This window comes from Mycobacterium sp. SMC-18 (assembly GCF_045310895.1).
Classification (GTDB): Bacteria; Actinomycetota; Actinomycetes; order Mycobacteriales; family Mycobacteriaceae; genus Mycobacterium.
Genome location: NZ_JBJIAL010000005.1, coordinates 36,336 through 52,471, shown reverse-complemented (window position 1 = coordinate 52,471; position 16,136 = coordinate 36,336). Strand labels below are relative to the sequence as shown.

The following is a 16,136-nucleotide window of genomic DNA, read 5'->3' as shown; positions in this document are numbered from 1 at the left end:
ACTAGCCGCTCTCGGTGCTCGTCGCGGGCACCGAGAGCGAGATGACGGTGCCGGGTGCGCCCGTGACAGTGAATTCGCCGCCGGTGGCAAGCACTTTCGTGCAGATCGACGCGAACCCGATGTGCCCGTCCTCGACGCTCTGGGAGAGCCGGTCGGGCGGGATCCCGACGCCGTCGTCGGCGATGCACAGCTCGGCACGGTTTCCCTTGTGCGCCAGCGTGAATCGCAGATTGTCGGCGTGCGCGTGCTTGATCGCGTTGGTCGAGAACTCCCGGGCCGCGCTGTAGAGCAGATGGTCGGCGTCGGTGCGCAGGCTGTCGGGCCAGTCGTCGGCGTCCAGATGAACCGTGATGCTGGTCCGTGCGCCGATGCCGTCGGCCAGCGCGGTGATCGCGGCCTTGAGGCCGGAGCGGGCCAGCACCTCGGGATGTAGTTCGCGCACCACGTCGCGCAGCAGCCGGGAAGATTCCGCGAGCGCGAAGTCGACGCGGTCCATGCCCTCGACCGACCCGTCACGGACGTCCTCCATGTCGTGCCGCGCCACCAGGACGTACTGCAGCGCACCGTCGTGCAGGCGCTCCGAGAGGGATTGACGTTCGCGCTTCTCCAGGCTGATCACCTCTTCGAGCAGACGGGTCCGCTCCTGGGCCAGCCCGGCGATGGTCCTGGTCTTGGACTGCTGCACCCACGACAGCGCGACCGAACCGGCGGCCAGGCCGAACACGATGGCGGTCCGCAGCAGGATCGAGCCCCAGGGTTCGTCGCCGTTGGCCTCCCGGTCGATCCAGTTGACGACGAAGAACGTGGCGACGGTGGGAATCGCGATCATGGCGCTGACTGCGGGATCGAGCTGAGCCGCCGCGATCAGCGGGATCAGGAACAGCCCGTGCTGCAGGACGTCGGACGTCCAGGTTTCCGGGGAGCTGAGCCCGCTGTCCACTGAAATGACTGCCACCACAGTCAGATCCGCGCACAGCATGAGCAGTGCCACCACGCGCTGGGTGCGCCGGTCGGACTGGTCGGCCGAGCGCCGTCCCCACCAACCCCATGCCGCGACCATCGCGACGTAACAGGCGAAGACGCCCCAGTGCAGCGGCAGGTTGGCGTTCGGGGGCTCCAGCAACAGGCCGAACCCGACGAACACCACCAACAGCGCCCGCAGCGCGAACTGCAGCAGCAGACCACGCACCAGCGAGGTGTCGGTGGTTGGCATCCTGGTCCCCCGGCGTTCGTGATTTGTGCACGATTTTCCGCGATGGCCGCGGAAAATCGTGCACAAATCACGCAAAAGATTCGACGATCGACTCTCGGGGGTCGCGCCAGGTGAGGTTCAGGTCGGACAAGGTCAGGCTGTCGTCGGTGGGTACGGCGGCCGTCAGCAGCAGGGCGGCTTCGTAGCTGAGCCCCTCCGCCAGCGGCAGCCAGCGCCCGGCGAAGTCCGACACCCGGCCGACGCCGCGAAACAGGCCGGGCGACAGGGGAATCCGCCGGATCGGCCGGCCGAGTGCCGACTGCAGCGCGTCGACCATCTGATCGAACGTCAGCAGGACGCCGCCGCAGACATAGCGCTTCGGGCCGCGGCCGGGCCGCATCAGCGCCGTGTGTACCCGCGCCACGTCACCGACATCGATCATCTGCATGCCGCCGCGCAGCCGCGGGGCGACGCGGTACCGCACGATCGGGTCCCAACCACGTTGTGTCACACCGACTGCCGTGTGGAACGCCGGGCCGACGACCGACGACGGGTACGTCACGACGACGGGCGCGCCCGCGGCCTGCAGCCGCCGCGCGGCGTTGTCGGCGTAGGCCTTGGTGCGGGCGTAGTCGCTGCGGCCGGGCGCCGGGGGAGTGTCGGGGCCGATGACGCCGTCGGTCGGCGGGAACAGCGAGCTGTAGGACGACACCGACACGATCGGGTCGAGCCCCAACTCGGCGGCCCGCGTCAGCAGGGCCTCGGTCGCGTAGGCGTTGATGTCCCACATCAGCTGTGTGCGGCGGCTGTCGGTGCCGACGACACCGGCGGCGTGCAGCGCGGCGTCGCAGCCGGTCAGCAGCTCGGAAACTGTTGCGGGATCACGAATGTCGCCGGTCAGGACCTCGAGCGGACCCAGCCGGCCCAGCGCGTCGAGTGCGACGTCGTCGCTGCCGCCGGGAACCACCAGCAGCCGGACCGTGTGCCCGGCCGCCAGCAGCGCGCGGACGGTGTGGGCACCGACGTAGCCGGTGCCGCCCGTCACTGCGATGTGCATCAGCGCATCTTGAACTGCGGCGCGCGCTTCTCCTTGAACGCCCGCGGGCCTTCTTTGGCGTCCTCGGACAGGAACACCGGAATGCCGTTGGCGGTGTCGGGCTTGAAGGCGTCCAGCTCGTGCATGCCCTCGGTCTCGCGGATGGTCTTCAGGATGGCCTGCACGGCCAGCGGGCCGTTGTTGTTGATCACCTCGGCGATCTCGAGCGCCTTCTCCAGCGCGGTGCCGTCGGGCACCACGTAGCCGATCAGCCCGTAGTCCAGCGCCTGCTGCGCGGTGATGTGGCGGCCGGTCAGCAGCATGTCGCACGCGATGGTGTACGGAATCTGGCGCACCAGCCGCACCGCCGAACCGCCCATCGGATACAGGCTCCACTTGGCCTCGGAGATGCCGAACTTGGCGCTCTCGCCGGCGACGCGGATGTCGGTGCCCTGCAGAATCTCGGTGCCACCGGCGATGGCCGGGCCCTCGACCGCGGCGATCAGCGGCTTGGTCAGGCGGCGGCCCTTGAGCAGACCGTCGATGCGCGACGGGTCGTAGCTGCCGTCCTTGAACGAATCTCCCGGCGGCTTCTTGGCGGCGCCCTTGAGGTCCATGCCCGCGCAGAAGTAGCCCCCGGCACCCGTCAGGATGCAGGTGCGGATCTCGGGATCACTGTCGACGCGGTCCCACGCCTCGACCATTATCGAGAGCATCTCGCCAGAAAGGGCGTTGCGGGCCTCGGGCCGGTTCAGGGTGACGATCAGCGTGTGTCCGCGCTGCTCAATGAGGGCGTCGGGGCCTTTTTCGGGTTCGCTCACGGGTACCAACTTCCGGTCTCGAGATCGTTAGACTTGTCACAAAATGTAACACGTTCTAGTTTATGTAACGTGGCTCTGAACATCGCAGATCTCGCCGAGCACGCCATCGATGCTGTGCCGGACCGCGTCGCACTCATCTGTGGCGACGAACAGCTGACCTATGCCCAGTTGGAGGAGAAGGCCAACCGCCTCGCTCACTACCTCCAGTCGCAGGGCGTGAAGAAAGACGACAAGGTTGGGCTGTACTGCCGCAACCGCATCGAGATCGTGATCGGCATGCTCGGCATCATCAAAGCCGGCGCCATCCTGGTCAACGTCAACTTCCGCTACGTCGAGGCGGAGCTGAAGTACCTGTTCGACAACTCGGACATGGTGGCGGTCATTCACGAGCGCCAGTACTCCGACCGGGTCGCCAACGTGCTGCCCGAACTGCCGCTGCTGAAGACCAAGCTGGTGGTCGAAGACGGCAGCGACCTGGACTACAAGCGCTACGGCGGCGTCGAGTTCTACTCCGCCATCGCCGACTGCTCGCCCGAGCGCGACTTCGGTCCGCGCAGCGAGGACGACATCTACCTGCTGTACACCGGCGGCACCACCGGATTCCCCAAGGGCGTCATGTGGCGCCACGAGGACATCTACCGAGTGCTGTTCGGCGGCACCGACTTCGCCACCGGCGAGCCCATCGCCGACGAATACGACCTGTCCAAGCAGGCCGCCGCCAACCCGCCGATGATCCGGCTCCCCATCCCGCCGATGATCCACGGCGCGACGCAGTCCGCCACCTGGATGGCGCTGTTCACCGGCCACACCGTGGTGCTGATGCCGGAGTTCGACGCCGACGCCGCGTGGCGAATGATCCACGAGCACAAGGTGAATCTGCTGTTCTTCACCGGTGACGCCATGGCCCGGCCGCTGCTGGACGCGCTGCTGGCGCACCAGGAGGCCGGCAACGAGTACGACCTGTCGTCACTGTTCCTGCTCGCGAGCACCGCCGCACTCTTCTCGACCAGCCTCAAGGAGAAGTTCCTCGAGCTGCTGCCGAACCGGATCATCACCGACTCGATCGGCTCGTCGGAGACCGGCTTCGGTGGCACCAGCATCGTGGCGAAGGGCCAGTCGCACACCGGCGGCCCGCGCGTCACGATCGACAAGAACACCAAGGTGCTCGACGAGGACGGCAACGAGGTGGTTCCGGGTTCGGGCGTGCGCGGCATCATCGCCAAGTGCGGCCATATCCCGGTCGGCTACTTCAAGGACGAGAAGAAGACCGCCGAAACCTTCAAGACCATCAACGGCGTTCGGTACGCGATCCCCGGTGACTTCGCCGAGGTCGAGGCCGACGGCAGCGTGACGATGCTGGGCCGCGGCTCGGTGTCGATCAACTCCGGCGGCGAGAAGATCTACCCCGAAGAGGTGGAGGCCGCACTCAAGGGGCACCCGGATGTGTTCGACGCCCTGGTCGTCGGCGTTCCGGACCCGCGCTTCGGTCAGCACGTCGCAGCCGTCGTGCAGCCGCGCGAGGGCACGAAGCCGGCGCTGGCCGACCTGGACGCGTTCGTCCGCAGCGAGATCGCCGGCTACAAGGTGCCGCGCAGCCTGTGGCTGGTCGACGAGGTCAAGCGGTCTCCGGCAGGCAAGCCCGACTACCGTTGGGCCAAGGAGCAGACCGAGGCGCGTCCCGCCGATGAGGTGCACGCGAAACACGCAGGCGCACAAGCCTAGTCAGGAACGAGAAATGAAAACCGAACTCTGCGAACGCTTCGGGATCGAATACCCGATCTTCGTCTTCACACCGTCCGAGAAGGTGGCTGCAGCCGTGACCCGCGCCGGCGGCATGGGTGTGCTGGGTTGCGTCCGGTTCAACGACGCCGACGACCTCGAGAACGTCCTGCAGTGGATGGACGCCAACACCGACGGCAAGCCGTACGGCGTCGACATCGTGATGCCGGCGAAGGTCCCCACCGAGGGCACCAGCGTCGACATCAACAAGCTGATCCCGCAGGGGCACAAGGACTTCGTCGCCAAGACCCTCGCCGATCTCGGCGTGCCGCCGCTGCCGGCGGACGAGGAGAAGAACGAAGGTGTGCTCGGCTGGCTGCACTCGGTGGCGCGCAGCCACGTCGAGGTGGCGCTCAAGCACCCGATCAAGCTGATCGCCAACGCGCTCGGCTCGCCGCCCAAGGACGTCATCGACCAGGCGCACGCCGCGGGCGTCCCGGTGGCCGCACTGGCCGGCTCGGCCAAGCACGCGGCGCGGCACGTGGAGAACGGCGTCGACATCGTCGTCGCCCAGGGGCACGAGGCCGGTGGCCACACCGGTGAGATCGGCTCCATGGTGCTGTGGCCGGAAATCGTTGACGCCCTTGGTGGTTCGGCTCCAGTGCTGGCCGCCGGCGGCATCGGCACGGGACGACAACTGGCCGCCGCACTGGCGCTGGGCGCGCAGGGCGTCTGGATGGGCTCGGCGTTCCTGACGTCGGCCGAATACGACCTCGGGGTTCGTCTGGAGTCGGGCGTTTCCGTTGTGCAGCAGGCGATGCTGAACGCGACCTCGGCCGACACCGTCCGCCGCAAGATCTACACCGGCAAGCCGGCCCGGCTGCTCAAGAGCCGCTGGACCGACGCCTGGGACGCCGAAGGTGCGCCCGACCCGCTGCCGATGCCGTTGCAGAACATCCTGGTCAGTGAGGCACACCAGCGGATGAACGAGTCGGGTGACCCGACCGCGGTCGCGATGCCCGTCGGTCAGATCGTCGGCCGGATGAACGAGATCCGTCCGGTCGAGGTCATCATCGCCGAACTCGTCGCCGAGTTCGAGGCCGCCACCAAGCGACTGGACGCCATCCGCGAGGACTGAGTCTCGCCGCGGGCGGGCTACGGCGTGATCTTCACCTGCTTGGCCACCACATCGGTGGCCGCCTGAATGATGGGCGTCTGGTCCGCCGCGCCGTCTGAATTCAGTTGCAGGACATAGGTGGCCCCGTCAGACGGGAAGATCACCGTCTGCTGCGCGACGAACTTCTTCTTGCCGTCGGACACCCAGGTGCCGGCGATCCGGTAGGCGGGGTAGTCGCGCACCTTGGTCTCGGTTCCGGGGCCGGACGGCGTGAAGCCCGGCAGGTTCTGAATCTCGCCGGGCGCGGTGGCCATCAGCGCCTTGGCGTCGACGTCACCGGTCAGCTTCGACAGCAGCGCGACGACGCTCGGCGCGTAGTTCGCCGCGTCGACGGGTCCGTTGTAGATGATCGAGTCGTACGCCCACGACGGATTGTCGTCGCCGGTGGCCCGCCAACCGTCCGGCTTCGGCAGGTCGACCTTCGGCTCTCCCGGATCGGTGCGGTGCACCTGCTGTTCGGTGATCTTGTGCTCTTTGATGTAGCTGGCGATCGTCGGGTTGGGCCCGTCGGCGGCCTTGTTGCCGGCGTCCGCCGCGGTCGGCGCAGCGCTTGTCGCGGTGTCGGACGCTGCGCTCGCATCTTTGCCGGAGTCGCAACCGGCCAGCACCACAGACAGTGCGGTCGCTGCCGCGACGAGGCCGGTGATCGCGGACGTTCTCATACGGCCGAGACTAATCGACAATGCCCGGGCTGATCCTGTGAGCCGCACCCGCGCCGCCGCGAAATCGGCTCTAGCGTGGGTGTTAGCTGTGGCATTACTGTGTGGCCGTGGCAAACATGCAGAAACCGCCGCCCGCCTGGCTCATGGACGGCATCGGCCGGGTCCGTGACGGCTTGAGCCAGTTGCGTCAGGTCGTGGTACCGGCCAACCTCACCGTGTTCGAGATGGTGCAGGGCGGCTGGCTGACCCAGGCGATGTACGCGGCATCGAAGCTCGGCATCTTCGATGCGCTGGCCACTGCCCCGGCAACTGCCGAGGACATCGCGGCCCGGGTCGGCTCCCATCCTGGTGCCACCTTCCGCTTGATGCGGGCCTTGGCGAGCAATTCACTGCTCAAGCAGGAGCGCGACGGGCGGTTCGCACTGACCCGGTTGGGCGAAGCCCTGCGGTCCGATGCGCCGGGATCGATGGCGCCCATGCTGCAGTTCGCCGGCCATCCGAAGCACTGGGAGCACTGGGGACAACTGCTGTATTCGGTGCAGACCGGGAAAACCTCGCTGGAGATGCTGCGGGGCATGCCGGCCTTCGAATACCTCGAGACCGATCCCGAACTGGCCGCGGTCTTCAACAACGCCATGACCGGACTCTCGGACATGGTGGTCGACACTCTTTTGCCCGCTTACGATTTCAGCAAATTCAGCACCATCGTCGACGTCGGTGGCGGCCACGGCAGGCTGCTGGCCGCGGTGCTGCAGCAGGCGACCGCGGCGCGGGGCGTGCTGTTCGACCTGCCATCGGTGGTCGCCGGTGCGGGTCCGGTGCTGGAGGCGTCCGGCGTGTCCGACCGGATCACCGTCACGGGTGGCTCGTTCTTCGAGTCGGTTCCCGAAGGTGCGGATGCGTATCTGCTGAAGACGATCATCCACGACTGGGACGAAGACAGCGCCGTGGCGATCCTGCGGAACATCCGGAAGGCGATGGCCCCGCACGGCACCGTGGCACTCATCGAGATGGTGCTGCCGGAAGGCACGCCATACCACCCCGGGATGCTCCTGGACCTGGAGATGCTGGTGGCCGCGGGCGGCCAGGAACGGACCGCCGCGGAGTACGCGGAACTGTTGGCGCGCGCGGGTCTTCGGCAGAGCCGGGTGGTACCGACGGCCGGACCGTTGTCCCTCGTCGAGGCCGTCCCGGTCCACGACTAGCGGGCGATCGCGAAAACCGGATCGGCGCAGTCGGTGCCCTCGGCCGACAGCTGGCGCTTGATGACCTTGAAGGTCTCGGTGCGGGGCAGGTTCGTGGCGACGCGGACGAACCGGGGCCACTGCTTGGGGCCCAGATCCTCTTGCGCGGCAAGGAAAGCGCTGAAGTCGTCGGCGGAGAATGTCGCGTCGTCGAGCAGGACGAGTGCCGACATCACCTGATCGCCGACGGCGGGGTCGGGGATCGGGTAGACGGCCGCTTCGACGACGTCGGGGTGCCGCAGCAGCACCTGCTCGATGGGCGCGGTGCCGAGGTTCTCCCCGTCCACCCGCATCCAATCACCAAGGCGCCCAGCGAAATAGATGAATCCCGCTTCGTCCCGGTAGGCCAGGTCACCGGTGTGGTAGATACCGCCTGCCATGCGCTCGGCCTCGGCGGCCTCGTTGTTGTAGTAGCCGCGGAACCAGCCGCGGCCCGTCGGGTTCACCAGTTCGCCGACGACGCCGGGCGGGCACGGCAGGCCGGTCTCCACGTCGACGATGGACACCTCGTCGGTCAGCGGACCGAGCGCACCGGGCGGGGTGTCCGGCGTCCGGGCGATCGCGACGCCGCCCTCGGTGGAGCCGAAACCGTCGACGACGACGACGCCGAAACGCTGTGTGAACCGGTTCAGGTCACGTGGGGCACCCTCGTTGCCGTACATGAACTTCAGGGGATTGTCGGTGTCGTCCGGCCGGGCCGGGGTGGCCAGGATGTATGACAGGGGCTTGCCGACGTAGTTGGCGTAGGTGGCGCCGTAGCGGCGCACGTCCCGGAGGAATCCGGACGCGGAGAACTTGCGGCGCAACGCGATCGAGCCCTGCGCCGCCAGCGCCACGGCCCAGCCGGCCATCACGGCGTTGGAGTGGAACAGCGGCATCGACAGGTAGAAGGTGTCGTCGCGGCCGAGGCCGAAACGGCCGGCCAGCATCTGCCCCGGAAACGCCACCTTGTCGTGTGTGACCCGCACGGCCTTCGGATCACCGCTGGTGCCCGAGGTGAAGATCAGCATGAACAGATCGTCGGGATCGACGTCGGCGAACTCCACCGGCGTACCCGCAAATCCGGCGAGTTCGGTTGCCCACGAAGCGGATTCGACGTCGATGACGTCGATGCCCACGGCGTCGAGACCGGCCGGTACCAGGTCCGGGTTGTCGGCGAGTACCAACTGGCAGTCGGAGCGTTCGGCGTCGCCGACCAGCGCCGCCCCGCGCCGGGTCGGGTTGAGACCGACCGGGACCAGCCCCGCCAGCGCGGCGGCCACCAGCAGCGACGAGAAGAACGTCGTGTTGCTCAGCAGCACTCCGATGTGCGGCGGTTTGGCCGGGTCGAGTCGTGCCTTCAACGCCGCGGCCAACTGTGCGCCCGCCGCGATGTGGTCGGCCCAGCTGATGAGATCAGCCGAGCCGACCGGAGCATCGCCGGCGGAGCAGTCGTACAACCCGCGGTCGGTGACGCCGACCAGCGGGCGCAGCAGGTCGCTGACAGTCGGACGGGTGGACATCGACTAGACGGGCGTCTCGGCCAGTTCGCGCCCGATCTGCAGCAGCTGCCCGGTGGCACTGCCGACCGCGAACTCGGTCTGCTTGGCCGCCAGGAAGTACCGGTGCACCGGGTGATCCATGTCGATACCGACACCGCCGTGCACGTGTACCGCGGTGTGCGCCACCCGGTGTCCGGCTTCGGCGGCCCAGAACGCCGCGGTGTTGACGTCGATCTCGGCCGGCAGACCCTCGGCCACGCGCCACGAGGCCTGCGTCAGCGTCAGGCGCAGCGCCTTGACGTCGATGTAGCCGTCGGCCAGCCGCGACGACACGGCCTGGAAGCTGCCGATCGGGCGGTCGAACTGCTCGCGCTCACGGGCGTACAGCGCGGTGAGTTCCAGCGCGCGTTCCACCACGCCGAGCTGGAATGCGCTGCGGCCCAGGGCGCTCCGCAGCTGCAGCCAGGCCAGCACCTCCGCGCCGCCGACGACACGGTCGGCGGCGACGGTCACGCCCTGCAGATCCAGGTGGGCGACGCTGCCGTGCCCGGTGGTGTCCAGCGAGGTGACGGTGACACCCGCATCGGCCGCGGCGACGAGGAAAACCTTGACGCCGGAATCGCTTTCGGCCGGGACCAGGAAGGCGTCGGCGACCGGACCGTACGCGACCTGCGTACGCGTGCCGGTCAGTTTGTATCCGGTCTCATCGGATCCGGTGGCCTGCGCGGGGCCCTGGCCCATCTCACCGTCGAGCGCGGGCACGACGATCTTGGTGCCGGCGACTGCCGGGGCGGCCCAGTCGGATTGCAGCGCGGCCGAACCGAATTCGGCGATGGCGCCGGCGGCCAGGATGGTCGACTCGAGGTACGGCACCGCCGCGAGCTGACGGCCCAGTGCCACGAGCACGGCGGACTGCTCCAGCGGACCGAACCCGCCGCCGCCCACCGACTCCGGTGCGGTGGTGGACAGGATGTCGGAGTCGATCAGCTTGGCCCACAGCTCACGGTCGAACCGCTCGTCGAGCTTGTCCAGTTCCTTCTGGCGCTCCGGGGTCACCACCGATTCGGTGATCGACCGGACCAGGCCGCCGAGGTCCTCGGATGCTTCGGTTGTCTTGAAGTCCATTTCTCGCCGCTCTCTCTTAGCGATTCACTCGGGGCAGGCCGAGCGCGACCATGCCGATGATGTCGCGCTGAATCTCGTTGGTGCCGCCGCCGAAGGTCAGGATCAGGCACGACCGGTGCCAGCGTTCGATCCGGCCGCGCAGCAGCGCGCCGGGGGTGTCGCGGCGCAGCGTCGCGGAGGTGCCGAGCACCTCCATGAGCAACCGGTAGGCCTCGGTGGCCAGCTCGGTGCCGTACACCTTGGCCGCCGACGCGTCGGCGGGGGAGGGCGCGGCGTCGGTGGCCGAGGCCAGCTCCCAGTTGATCAGCTTCAGCACTTCGGCCTTGGCGTGGACGCGGGCCAGGTTCAGCTGCACCCACTCCGAGTCGATCAGGCGCTTGCCGTGGTGGTCCTTGGTGTTCTGGGCCCATTCCCGGACGCCGTCCAGCGCAACGAAGATCGGCTGTGCCGACACCAGGGCCACGCGCTCGTGGTTGAGCTGGTTCGTGACCAGCTTCCAGCCGCCGTGCTCCTCGCCGACCAGGTTGGAGGTCGGGACGCGGACGTCCTGGTAGTAGGTGGCACTGGTGTCCACGCCGGACATGGTGTGCACCGGCGTCCAGGAGAAGCCCTCGGCGGTGGTCGGCACGATCAGCATCGAGATGCCGCGGTGCTTCTTGGCCTCGGGGTTGGTGCGGGCCGCCAGCCAGACGTAGTCGGCGTAGGCGATCAGCGACGTCCACATCTTCTGGCCGTTGATGACGTAGTCATCGCCGTCGCGGACGGCGGTCGTGCGCAGCGACGCCAGATCGGTGCCGGCGCCGGGCTCGGAGTAGCCGATGGAGAAGTGCAGCTGGCCCGCGGCGATCTTGGGCAGGAAGAACTTCTTCTGCTCCTCGGTGCCGAAGTGCATGATGGTCGGCGCCACCGAGTTGATGGTCAGGAACGGCACCGGGACGTTGGCGATGGCGGCCTCGTCGTTGAAGATCAGGCCGTCCATCGGGGGGCGGGCCTGGCCGCCGTACTCCTTCGGCCAGCTCAGCGTCAGCCAGCCGTCCTTGCCCATCTGCTCGACGGTCTCGCGGTAGACGTTGCCGCGTCCCATCTCGCCGTCGTTGGACGCCAGCGCCTCGGCGCGCTCCGGGGTCATGAGCTTGGTGAAGTACGAGCGCAGTTCGCGCCGCAGCTCCTCCTGCTCGGGCGTGTAGCCGATCCGCATCGAACTCATCCTTTATCAGTTGAATTGGGCTAGGTCTTCGGTCCGTTTGTCACGTTGCTGGGGCCGCTTTCGGCGACCCATGCCTACTCAAACTTGTAACACGTTCTAGTCTTGCGGTCCAGAGCGTGCCACACTGGCATCGCCATGGCGGGGTCGTTATGTTGGCCTCACCGTCGAAATCCGGGCTCTCAGGAGGGTGTCATGCGGGTTGAAGTTGATCACGATCGCTGTGAAGGAAACGCGGTTTGCGTGGGAATTGCGCCGGACCTTTTCGATCTGGACGACAACGACTATGCGGTAGTCAAGGCTGATCCGGTGCCTGCCGACCAGGAAGCACTGGCCGAGCAGTCCATCGCGGAATGCCCGCGTGCCGCCCTTCTCCGCAAAGACTAGAGGTATTCATAAAATGACGCCGCGCACGCGAGGAGCAAGATGACGGAAGCAATCGACTCGACAGATCTTTCCGGCAAGGTGGCCGTGGTCACCGGTGCCGCCGCGGGCCTGGGCCGCGCCGAGGCCATCGGCCTGGCGCAGGCCGGCGCCACCGTCGTGGTGAACGACATGGCCGGCGCGCTGGACAAGTCGGACGTGCTCGCCGAGATCGAGGCTGCCGGCTCCAAGGGCATCGCGGTGGCGGGGGATATCAGCGCCCGCAGCACCGCCGACGAACTCGTCGAGACCGCCGACAAGCTCGGTGGGCTGAGCATCGTGGTCAACAACGCGGGCATCACCCGCGACAAGATGCTGTTCAACATGACCGACGAGGACTGGGACGCGGTCATCGCGGTCCACCTGCGCGGCCACTTCCTGCTGACCCGCAACGCCGCGACCTACTGGCGCGCCAAGGCCAAGGAGTCGGCCGATGGCAAGGTGTACGGCCGGATTGTCAACACCTCGTCCGAGGCCGGCCTGGCCGGTCCGGTGGGGCAGGCGAACTACGGCGCCGCCAAGGCCGGCATCACGGCCCTGACCCTGACCGCGGCCCGCGGTCTGGAGCGCTACGGCGTCCGCGCCAACGCGATTGCGCCGCGGGCGCGTACCGCGATGACGGCCGATGTGTTCGGTGCGGCTCCTGGTGAAGGAGAGGTCGACCCGCTGTCGCCGGAACACGTTGTGAAATTGGTGCGTTTCCTTTCCTCGCCCGCGTCGGAAAACGTGAATGGCCAGCTCTTCATCGTTTATGGTCCGACTGTGACCCTGGTAGCAGCCCCGACCGTGGAGAGCCACTTCACGGCGTCGTCCGCTGAGTGGGACATGACACAACTGAGTGCCACGTTGCGCGGATATTTTGCTGACCGCGATCCGGAGCGGAATTTCTCGGCGACTGCCCTGATGGAGTCGAGGGACTGAACGTCCCGGATCGAGTGCTGACGCGGCGTAGAAAGCGCCGCGTAGGCACTAGAACTTGTTACAGTGACGGCAACGTCAAAATATATCCTGAGCTGCGATTATATGTCGTTTCTCAGTGATTTTGCTGTTCTTTTGCCAGTGCGAACATGTTCTAGCTACTAGGAGCCGGCTCACAAGAGCCATGCATTGCAACGTGGTGATCAGGCCGCTGTGGAAGAGGGAAACCCCACTCTTCGCCGTGACTGCTCAGCCCGGACCGAGAATGGAGTCGAAGGTTGATCGAACAGCTTGCGGCTCCGGCCCGGGCCGTCGGCGGGTTCTTCGAAATGGCCCTCGACACATTCACGAAGATGTGGCGTCGCCCTTTTCAATTCCGGGAGTTCTTCGAACAGACCTGGATGATCGCCCGCGTATCGCTCGTGCCGACCCTGCTCGTCGCCATTCCGTTCACCGTGCTGGTCGCCTTCACGCTGAACATCCTGCTGCGTGAGATCGGCGCCGCCGATCTCTCCGGCGCCGGCACCGCGTTCGGAACGGTCACCCAGCTGGGCCCCGTCGTCACGGTGCTGGTGGTCGCCGGCGCCGGCGCCACCGCAATCTGCGCCGACCTGGGTGCCCGCACCATCCGCGAAGAGATCGACGCGATGCGCGTGCTCGGCATCGACCCGATCCAGCGGCTGGTCGTGCCCCGCGTTCTCGCGTCGACCTTTGTCGCGGTGCTGCTGAACAACCTGGTGTGCGCCATCGGCATCTCGGGCGGCTACGTCTTCTCCGTCTTCCTGCAGGGCGTCAACCCGGGTTCGTTCATCAACGGCCTGACGGTGCTGACCGGCCTGGGCGAGCTGATGCTCGCCGAGATCAAGGCCGTGCTGTTCGGCCTGCTGGCCGGCATGGTCGGCTGCTACCGCGGCCTCACCGTCAAGGGCGGCCCCAAGGGCGTCGGCATCGCGGTGAACGAGACCGTGGTCTACGCCTTCATCTGCTTGTTCGTCATCAACGTGATCATGACCGCCATCGGCGTCCGAGTACTGGTGAGGTGATCCGGCCATGAGCTACGACGCGACACTCCGATTCAAACGCATGTTCCGGGCACTGCCCGGCATCGTCGACGGCCTCGGCGAGCAGGCCCTGTTCTACGGGGAGTCCTTCCGGTACATCCCCAACGCCCTGACCCGCTACCGTCGCGAGACCATCCGGCTCATCGCCGAGATGACGATGGGAACCGGTGCGCTGGTGATGATCGGCGGCACCGTCGGTGTCGCCGCGTTCATGACGCTGGCCTCCGGCGGCGTCATCGCCGTCCAGGGCTACTCCTCGCTGGGCAACATCGGTATCGAGGCGCTGACCGGCTTCCTGTCGGCCTTCCTCAACGTGCGCATCGTCGCGCCGATCATCGCCGGCATCGCGCTGGCCGCGACCATCGGCGCCGGCTGTACGGCGCAGTTGGGCGCCATGCGCGTGGCCGAGGAGATCGACGCCGTCGAATCGATGGCCGTGCACTCGGTGTCCTACCTGGTGTCCACGCGCATCATCGCGGGCCTGATCGCCGTCATCCCGCTGTACGCGCTGGCCGTCCTGGCGTCATTCTTCGCGGCGCGGGCCACCACGGTGTACATCAACGGCCAGTCGGCTGGTCTGTACGACCACTACTTCAGCACCTTCATGGTGCCCACCGACCTGCTGTGGTCATTCCTGCAGGCCATCGTCATGTCCGTCGCGGTCATGCTGGTGCACACCTACTACGGCTACAACGCCAGCGGTGGACCCGTGGGCGTGGGCATCGCCGTCGGTCAGGCCGTGCGGACCTCGCTGATCGTGGTCGTCACCATCGTCCTGCTCATCTCCCTGGCCGTGTACGGCGCGTCCGGCAACTTCAACCTCTCCGGATAGGGGGTGCACGACGATGTCTTCCGGCGGTCCTAAACGCAGCCATGTGAGGCTCGCGGCAGCGGTGCTGATCAGCATCATGCTGGCCGCCGTGGTGTTCACCTATTTGTCGTACACCGCGGCCTTCACCCCCACCGACACCGTCTCGGTCATGGCGCCCCGCGCCGGTCTGGTCATGGACCCTGATGCCAAGGTCAAGTACCGCGGCATCCAGGTCGGCAAGGTCGAGCAGATCGACTACGCCGGTGACCAGGCGAAGCTGAAGCTGGCGGTCCTGAGCGACCAGATGCGCTACATCCCGTCCAACGCCCGCGTCCGGCTCGGCAGCACGACGGTGTTCGGCGCCAAGTCGGTCGAGTTCCTGCCGCCGGAGCATCCGTCGAAGGAGTCACTGCGTCCCGGTGCCCAGGTGCAGGCCAAGGACGTCCAGCTGGAGATGAACACCGTCTTCCAGACGCTGACCGACCTGCTCGACAAGATCGATCCGGTCAGCCTGAACGCCACCGTCACCGCGCTCGGTGAAGGCCTGCGCGGCCACGGTGACGACGCCGGCGCCGCGGTGGCCGGGTTGAGCAAGTACCTGGAGTACTTCAACCCCAAGCTGCCCACGCTGCAGCAGGATTTGAAGGACACCTCGACGGTCGCCGGCATCTATGGCGACGCCGCGCCCGACCTGGCGAAGGTCCTGGACAACGCGCCGACCGTCAGCAAGACGCTGGTCGACGAGAAGGACGACCTGAACGCCGCGCTGCTCGCGTCCACCGGGTTCGCCAACAACGCGTACGCGACCATCTCACCGGCCGCCGACGACTACATCGCCGCAATCCAGCGGTTGCGGGCCCCGCTGAAGGTTCTGGGTGACTACTCACCGGAATTCCCATGCCTCATCCAGGGCTTGTCGAAGGCCGTCGACCGCTTCGGCCCGGTGTTCGGTGGCGTCAAGCCGGGCTTGTTCGTCTCCTCGAACTTCTTCCCGGGTGCGCCCAACTACACCTACCCCGAGAGCCTCCCGATGGTGAACGCCTCGGGTGGTCCGAACTGCCGTGGCCTTCCGGACGTGCCGTCCAAGCAGTACGGCGGCTCGTGGTATCACACGCCCTTCTTGGTGACCGACAACGCCTACATCCCGTACCAGCCGAACACCGAGCTGCAGTTCGACGCGCCCTCGACGCTGCAGTTCCTGTTCAACGGTGCCTACGCAGAGAAGGACCGCTACTGATGTCCGCGAGTGAGTGGGGCCGCCC

At 67.1% G+C, this 16,136-nt stretch carries 15 protein-coding genes; 8 read left to right on the top strand and 7 right to left on the bottom strand.

Going from position 1 to position 16,136, the window contains the following annotated elements; translation table 11 throughout:
- Position 1: 1 nt before the first annotated feature.
- From ACJH6J_RS06080 to ACJH6J_RS06070, 3 genes are all read right to left on the bottom strand, one after another.
- Positions 2-1,213, bottom strand: a complete 1,212-nt coding sequence (locus tag ACJH6J_RS06080) for a sensor histidine kinase (protein WP_406801592.1) — start codon at positions 1,211-1,213, stop codon at positions 2-4.
- Positions 1,214-1,280: 67 nt separating this feature from the next.
- The gene (locus ACJH6J_RS06075) at positions 1,281-2,249 is read right to left on the bottom strand and encodes an NAD-dependent epimerase/dehydratase family protein (RefSeq protein ID WP_212807201.1); all 969 of its coding nucleotides are present in this window, start codon (positions 2,247-2,249) and stop codon (positions 1,281-1,283) included.
- On the bottom strand, positions 2,249-3,049 hold the full coding sequence (locus ACJH6J_RS06070) for a crotonase/enoyl-CoA hydratase family protein (protein WP_406803682.1): 801 nt from the start codon (positions 3,047-3,049) through the stop codon (positions 2,249-2,251). The genes ACJH6J_RS06075 and ACJH6J_RS06070 overlap by 1 nt, the downstream gene beginning before the upstream one ends.
- Positions 3,050-3,118: 69 nt before the next feature.
- Between ACJH6J_RS06070 and ACJH6J_RS06065 the strand changes: the two genes are divergently transcribed.
- Together ACJH6J_RS06065 and ACJH6J_RS06060 are read left to right on the top strand one after the other, a co-directional pair.
- Entirely contained in the window at positions 3,119-4,771 is a 1,653-nt protein-coding gene (locus ACJH6J_RS06065) for an acyl-CoA synthetase (RefSeq protein ID WP_212807199.1), read from the top strand.
- A 13-nt stretch (positions 4,772-4,784) separates the two neighbouring features.
- Positions 4,785-5,906 (top strand): NAD(P)H-dependent flavin oxidoreductase, encoded by a 1,122-nt coding sequence (locus tag ACJH6J_RS06060; protein ID WP_406803681.1) that lies wholly within the window; start codon positions 4,785-4,787, stop codon positions 5,904-5,906.
- Positions 5,907-5,923: 17 nt separating this feature from the next.
- Here the strand turns inward: ACJH6J_RS06060 and ACJH6J_RS06055 are convergent, their stop codons facing one another.
- On the bottom strand, positions 5,924-6,607 hold the full coding sequence (locus ACJH6J_RS06055) for an LpqN/LpqT family lipoprotein (RefSeq protein WP_406803680.1): 684 nt from the start codon (positions 6,605-6,607) through the stop codon (positions 5,924-5,926).
- A gap of 116 nt (positions 6,608-6,723) precedes the next feature.
- Here ACJH6J_RS06055 and ACJH6J_RS06050 point away from each other — a divergent pair, with 116 nt between their 5' ends.
- A complete protein-coding gene (locus ACJH6J_RS06050; protein ID WP_406803736.1) occupies positions 6,724-7,812 on the top strand; it encodes a methyltransferase in 1,089 nt (362 codons plus the stop codon).
- Here the strand turns inward: ACJH6J_RS06050 and fadD17 are convergent.
- Genes fadD17 through ACJH6J_RS06035 form a run of 3 tightly spaced genes read right to left on the bottom strand, consistent with a single transcriptional unit; the run spans position 7,809 to position 11,655 of the window.
- Positions 7,809-9,353 (bottom strand): long-chain-fatty-acid--CoA ligase FadD17, encoded by a 1,545-nt coding sequence (fadD17, locus tag ACJH6J_RS06045; RefSeq protein ID WP_406803679.1) that lies wholly within the window; start codon positions 9,351-9,353, stop codon positions 7,809-7,811. The genes ACJH6J_RS06050 and fadD17 overlap by 4 nt on opposite strands.
- A gap of 3 nt (positions 9,354-9,356) precedes the next feature.
- On the bottom strand, positions 9,357-10,457 hold the full coding sequence (locus tag ACJH6J_RS06040) for an acyl-CoA dehydrogenase family protein (protein WP_406803678.1): 1,101 nt from the start codon (positions 10,455-10,457) through the stop codon (positions 9,357-9,359).
- A gap of 16 nt (positions 10,458-10,473) precedes the next feature.
- Entirely contained in the window at positions 10,474-11,655 is a 1,182-nt protein-coding gene (locus tag ACJH6J_RS06035) for an acyl-CoA dehydrogenase family protein (RefSeq protein WP_406803677.1), read from the bottom strand.
- Between the two features lie 201 nt (positions 11,656-11,856).
- Between ACJH6J_RS06035 and ACJH6J_RS06030 the strand changes: the two genes are divergently transcribed.
- The 5 genes from ACJH6J_RS06030 (at position 11,857) to ACJH6J_RS06010 (ending at position 16,111) form a co-directional block, all read left to right on the top strand.
- Positions 11,857-12,048, top strand: a complete 192-nt coding sequence (locus ACJH6J_RS06030; RefSeq protein WP_029105068.1) for a ferredoxin — start codon at positions 11,857-11,859, stop codon at positions 12,046-12,048.
- Between the two features lie 39 nt (positions 12,049-12,087).
- Complete coding sequence (locus ACJH6J_RS06025; protein ID WP_406801582.1) at positions 12,088-13,005, top strand: 3-oxoacyl-ACP reductase; 918 nt, start codon at positions 12,088-12,090, stop codon at positions 13,003-13,005.
- A gap of 275 nt (positions 13,006-13,280) precedes the next feature.
- Positions 13,281-14,045, top strand: coding sequence for an ABC transporter permease (locus ACJH6J_RS06020; protein ID WP_029105067.1), 765 nt, complete (start codon positions 13,281-13,283; stop codon positions 14,043-14,045).
- Positions 14,046-14,052: 7 nt separating this feature from the next.
- Positions 14,053-14,895 carry an ABC transporter permease gene (locus ACJH6J_RS06015; protein ID WP_138250776.1) on the top strand — a complete coding sequence of 281 codons (843 nt, stop codon included), beginning with the start codon at positions 14,053-14,055 and terminating at the stop codon, positions 14,893-14,895.
- A 13-nt stretch (positions 14,896-14,908) separates the two neighbouring features.
- Positions 14,909-16,111: an MCE family protein gene (locus ACJH6J_RS06010; protein ID WP_406775244.1), complete on the top strand. Its 1,203-nt coding sequence runs from the start codon at positions 14,909-14,911 to the stop codon at positions 16,109-16,111.
- The last annotated feature ends 25 nt before the right edge of the window (positions 16,112-16,136 follow it).

Bases quoted from the DNA above. Each gene is read 5' to 3' on its own strand.
- ACJH6J_RS06015 (WP_138250776.1), top strand. From the start codon at position 14,053: ATGAGCTACGACGCGACACTCCGATTCAAACGCATGTTCCGGGCACTG.
- ACJH6J_RS06010 (WP_406775244.1), top strand. From the start codon at position 14,909: ATGTCTTCCGGCGGTCCTAAACGCAGCCATGTGAGGCTCGCGGCAGCG.
- fadD17 (WP_406803679.1), bottom strand. From the start codon at position 9,353: ATGTCCACCCGTCCGACTGTCAGCGACCTGCTGCGCCCGCTGGTCGGC.
- ACJH6J_RS06050 (WP_406803736.1), top strand. From the start codon at position 6,724: ATGCAGAAACCGCCGCCCGCCTGGCTCATGGACGGCATCGGCCGGGTC.
- ACJH6J_RS06075 (WP_212807201.1), bottom strand. From the start codon at position 2,249: ATGCACATCGCAGTGACGGGCGGCACCGGCTACGTCGGTGCCCACACC.
- ACJH6J_RS06040 (WP_406803678.1), bottom strand. From the start codon at position 10,457: ATGGACTTCAAGACAACCGAAGCATCCGAGGACCTCGGCGGCCTGGTC.
- ACJH6J_RS06030 (WP_029105068.1), top strand. From the start codon at position 11,857: ATGCGGGTTGAAGTTGATCACGATCGCTGTGAAGGAAACGCGGTTTGC.
- ACJH6J_RS06025 (WP_406801582.1), top strand. From the start codon at position 12,088: ATGACGGAAGCAATCGACTCGACAGATCTTTCCGGCAAGGTGGCCGTG.
- ACJH6J_RS06080 (WP_406801592.1), bottom strand. From the start codon at position 1,213: ATGCCAACCACCGACACCTCGCTGGTGCGTGGTCTGCTGCTGCAGTTC.
- ACJH6J_RS06035 (WP_406803677.1), bottom strand. From the start codon at position 11,655: ATGCGGATCGGCTACACGCCCGAGCAGGAGGAGCTGCGGCGCGAACTG.
- ACJH6J_RS06055 (WP_406803680.1), bottom strand. From the start codon at position 6,607: ATGAGAACGTCCGCGATCACCGGCCTCGTCGCGGCAGCGACCGCACTG.
- ACJH6J_RS06060 (WP_406803681.1), top strand. From the start codon at position 4,785: ATGAAAACCGAACTCTGCGAACGCTTCGGGATCGAATACCCGATCTTC.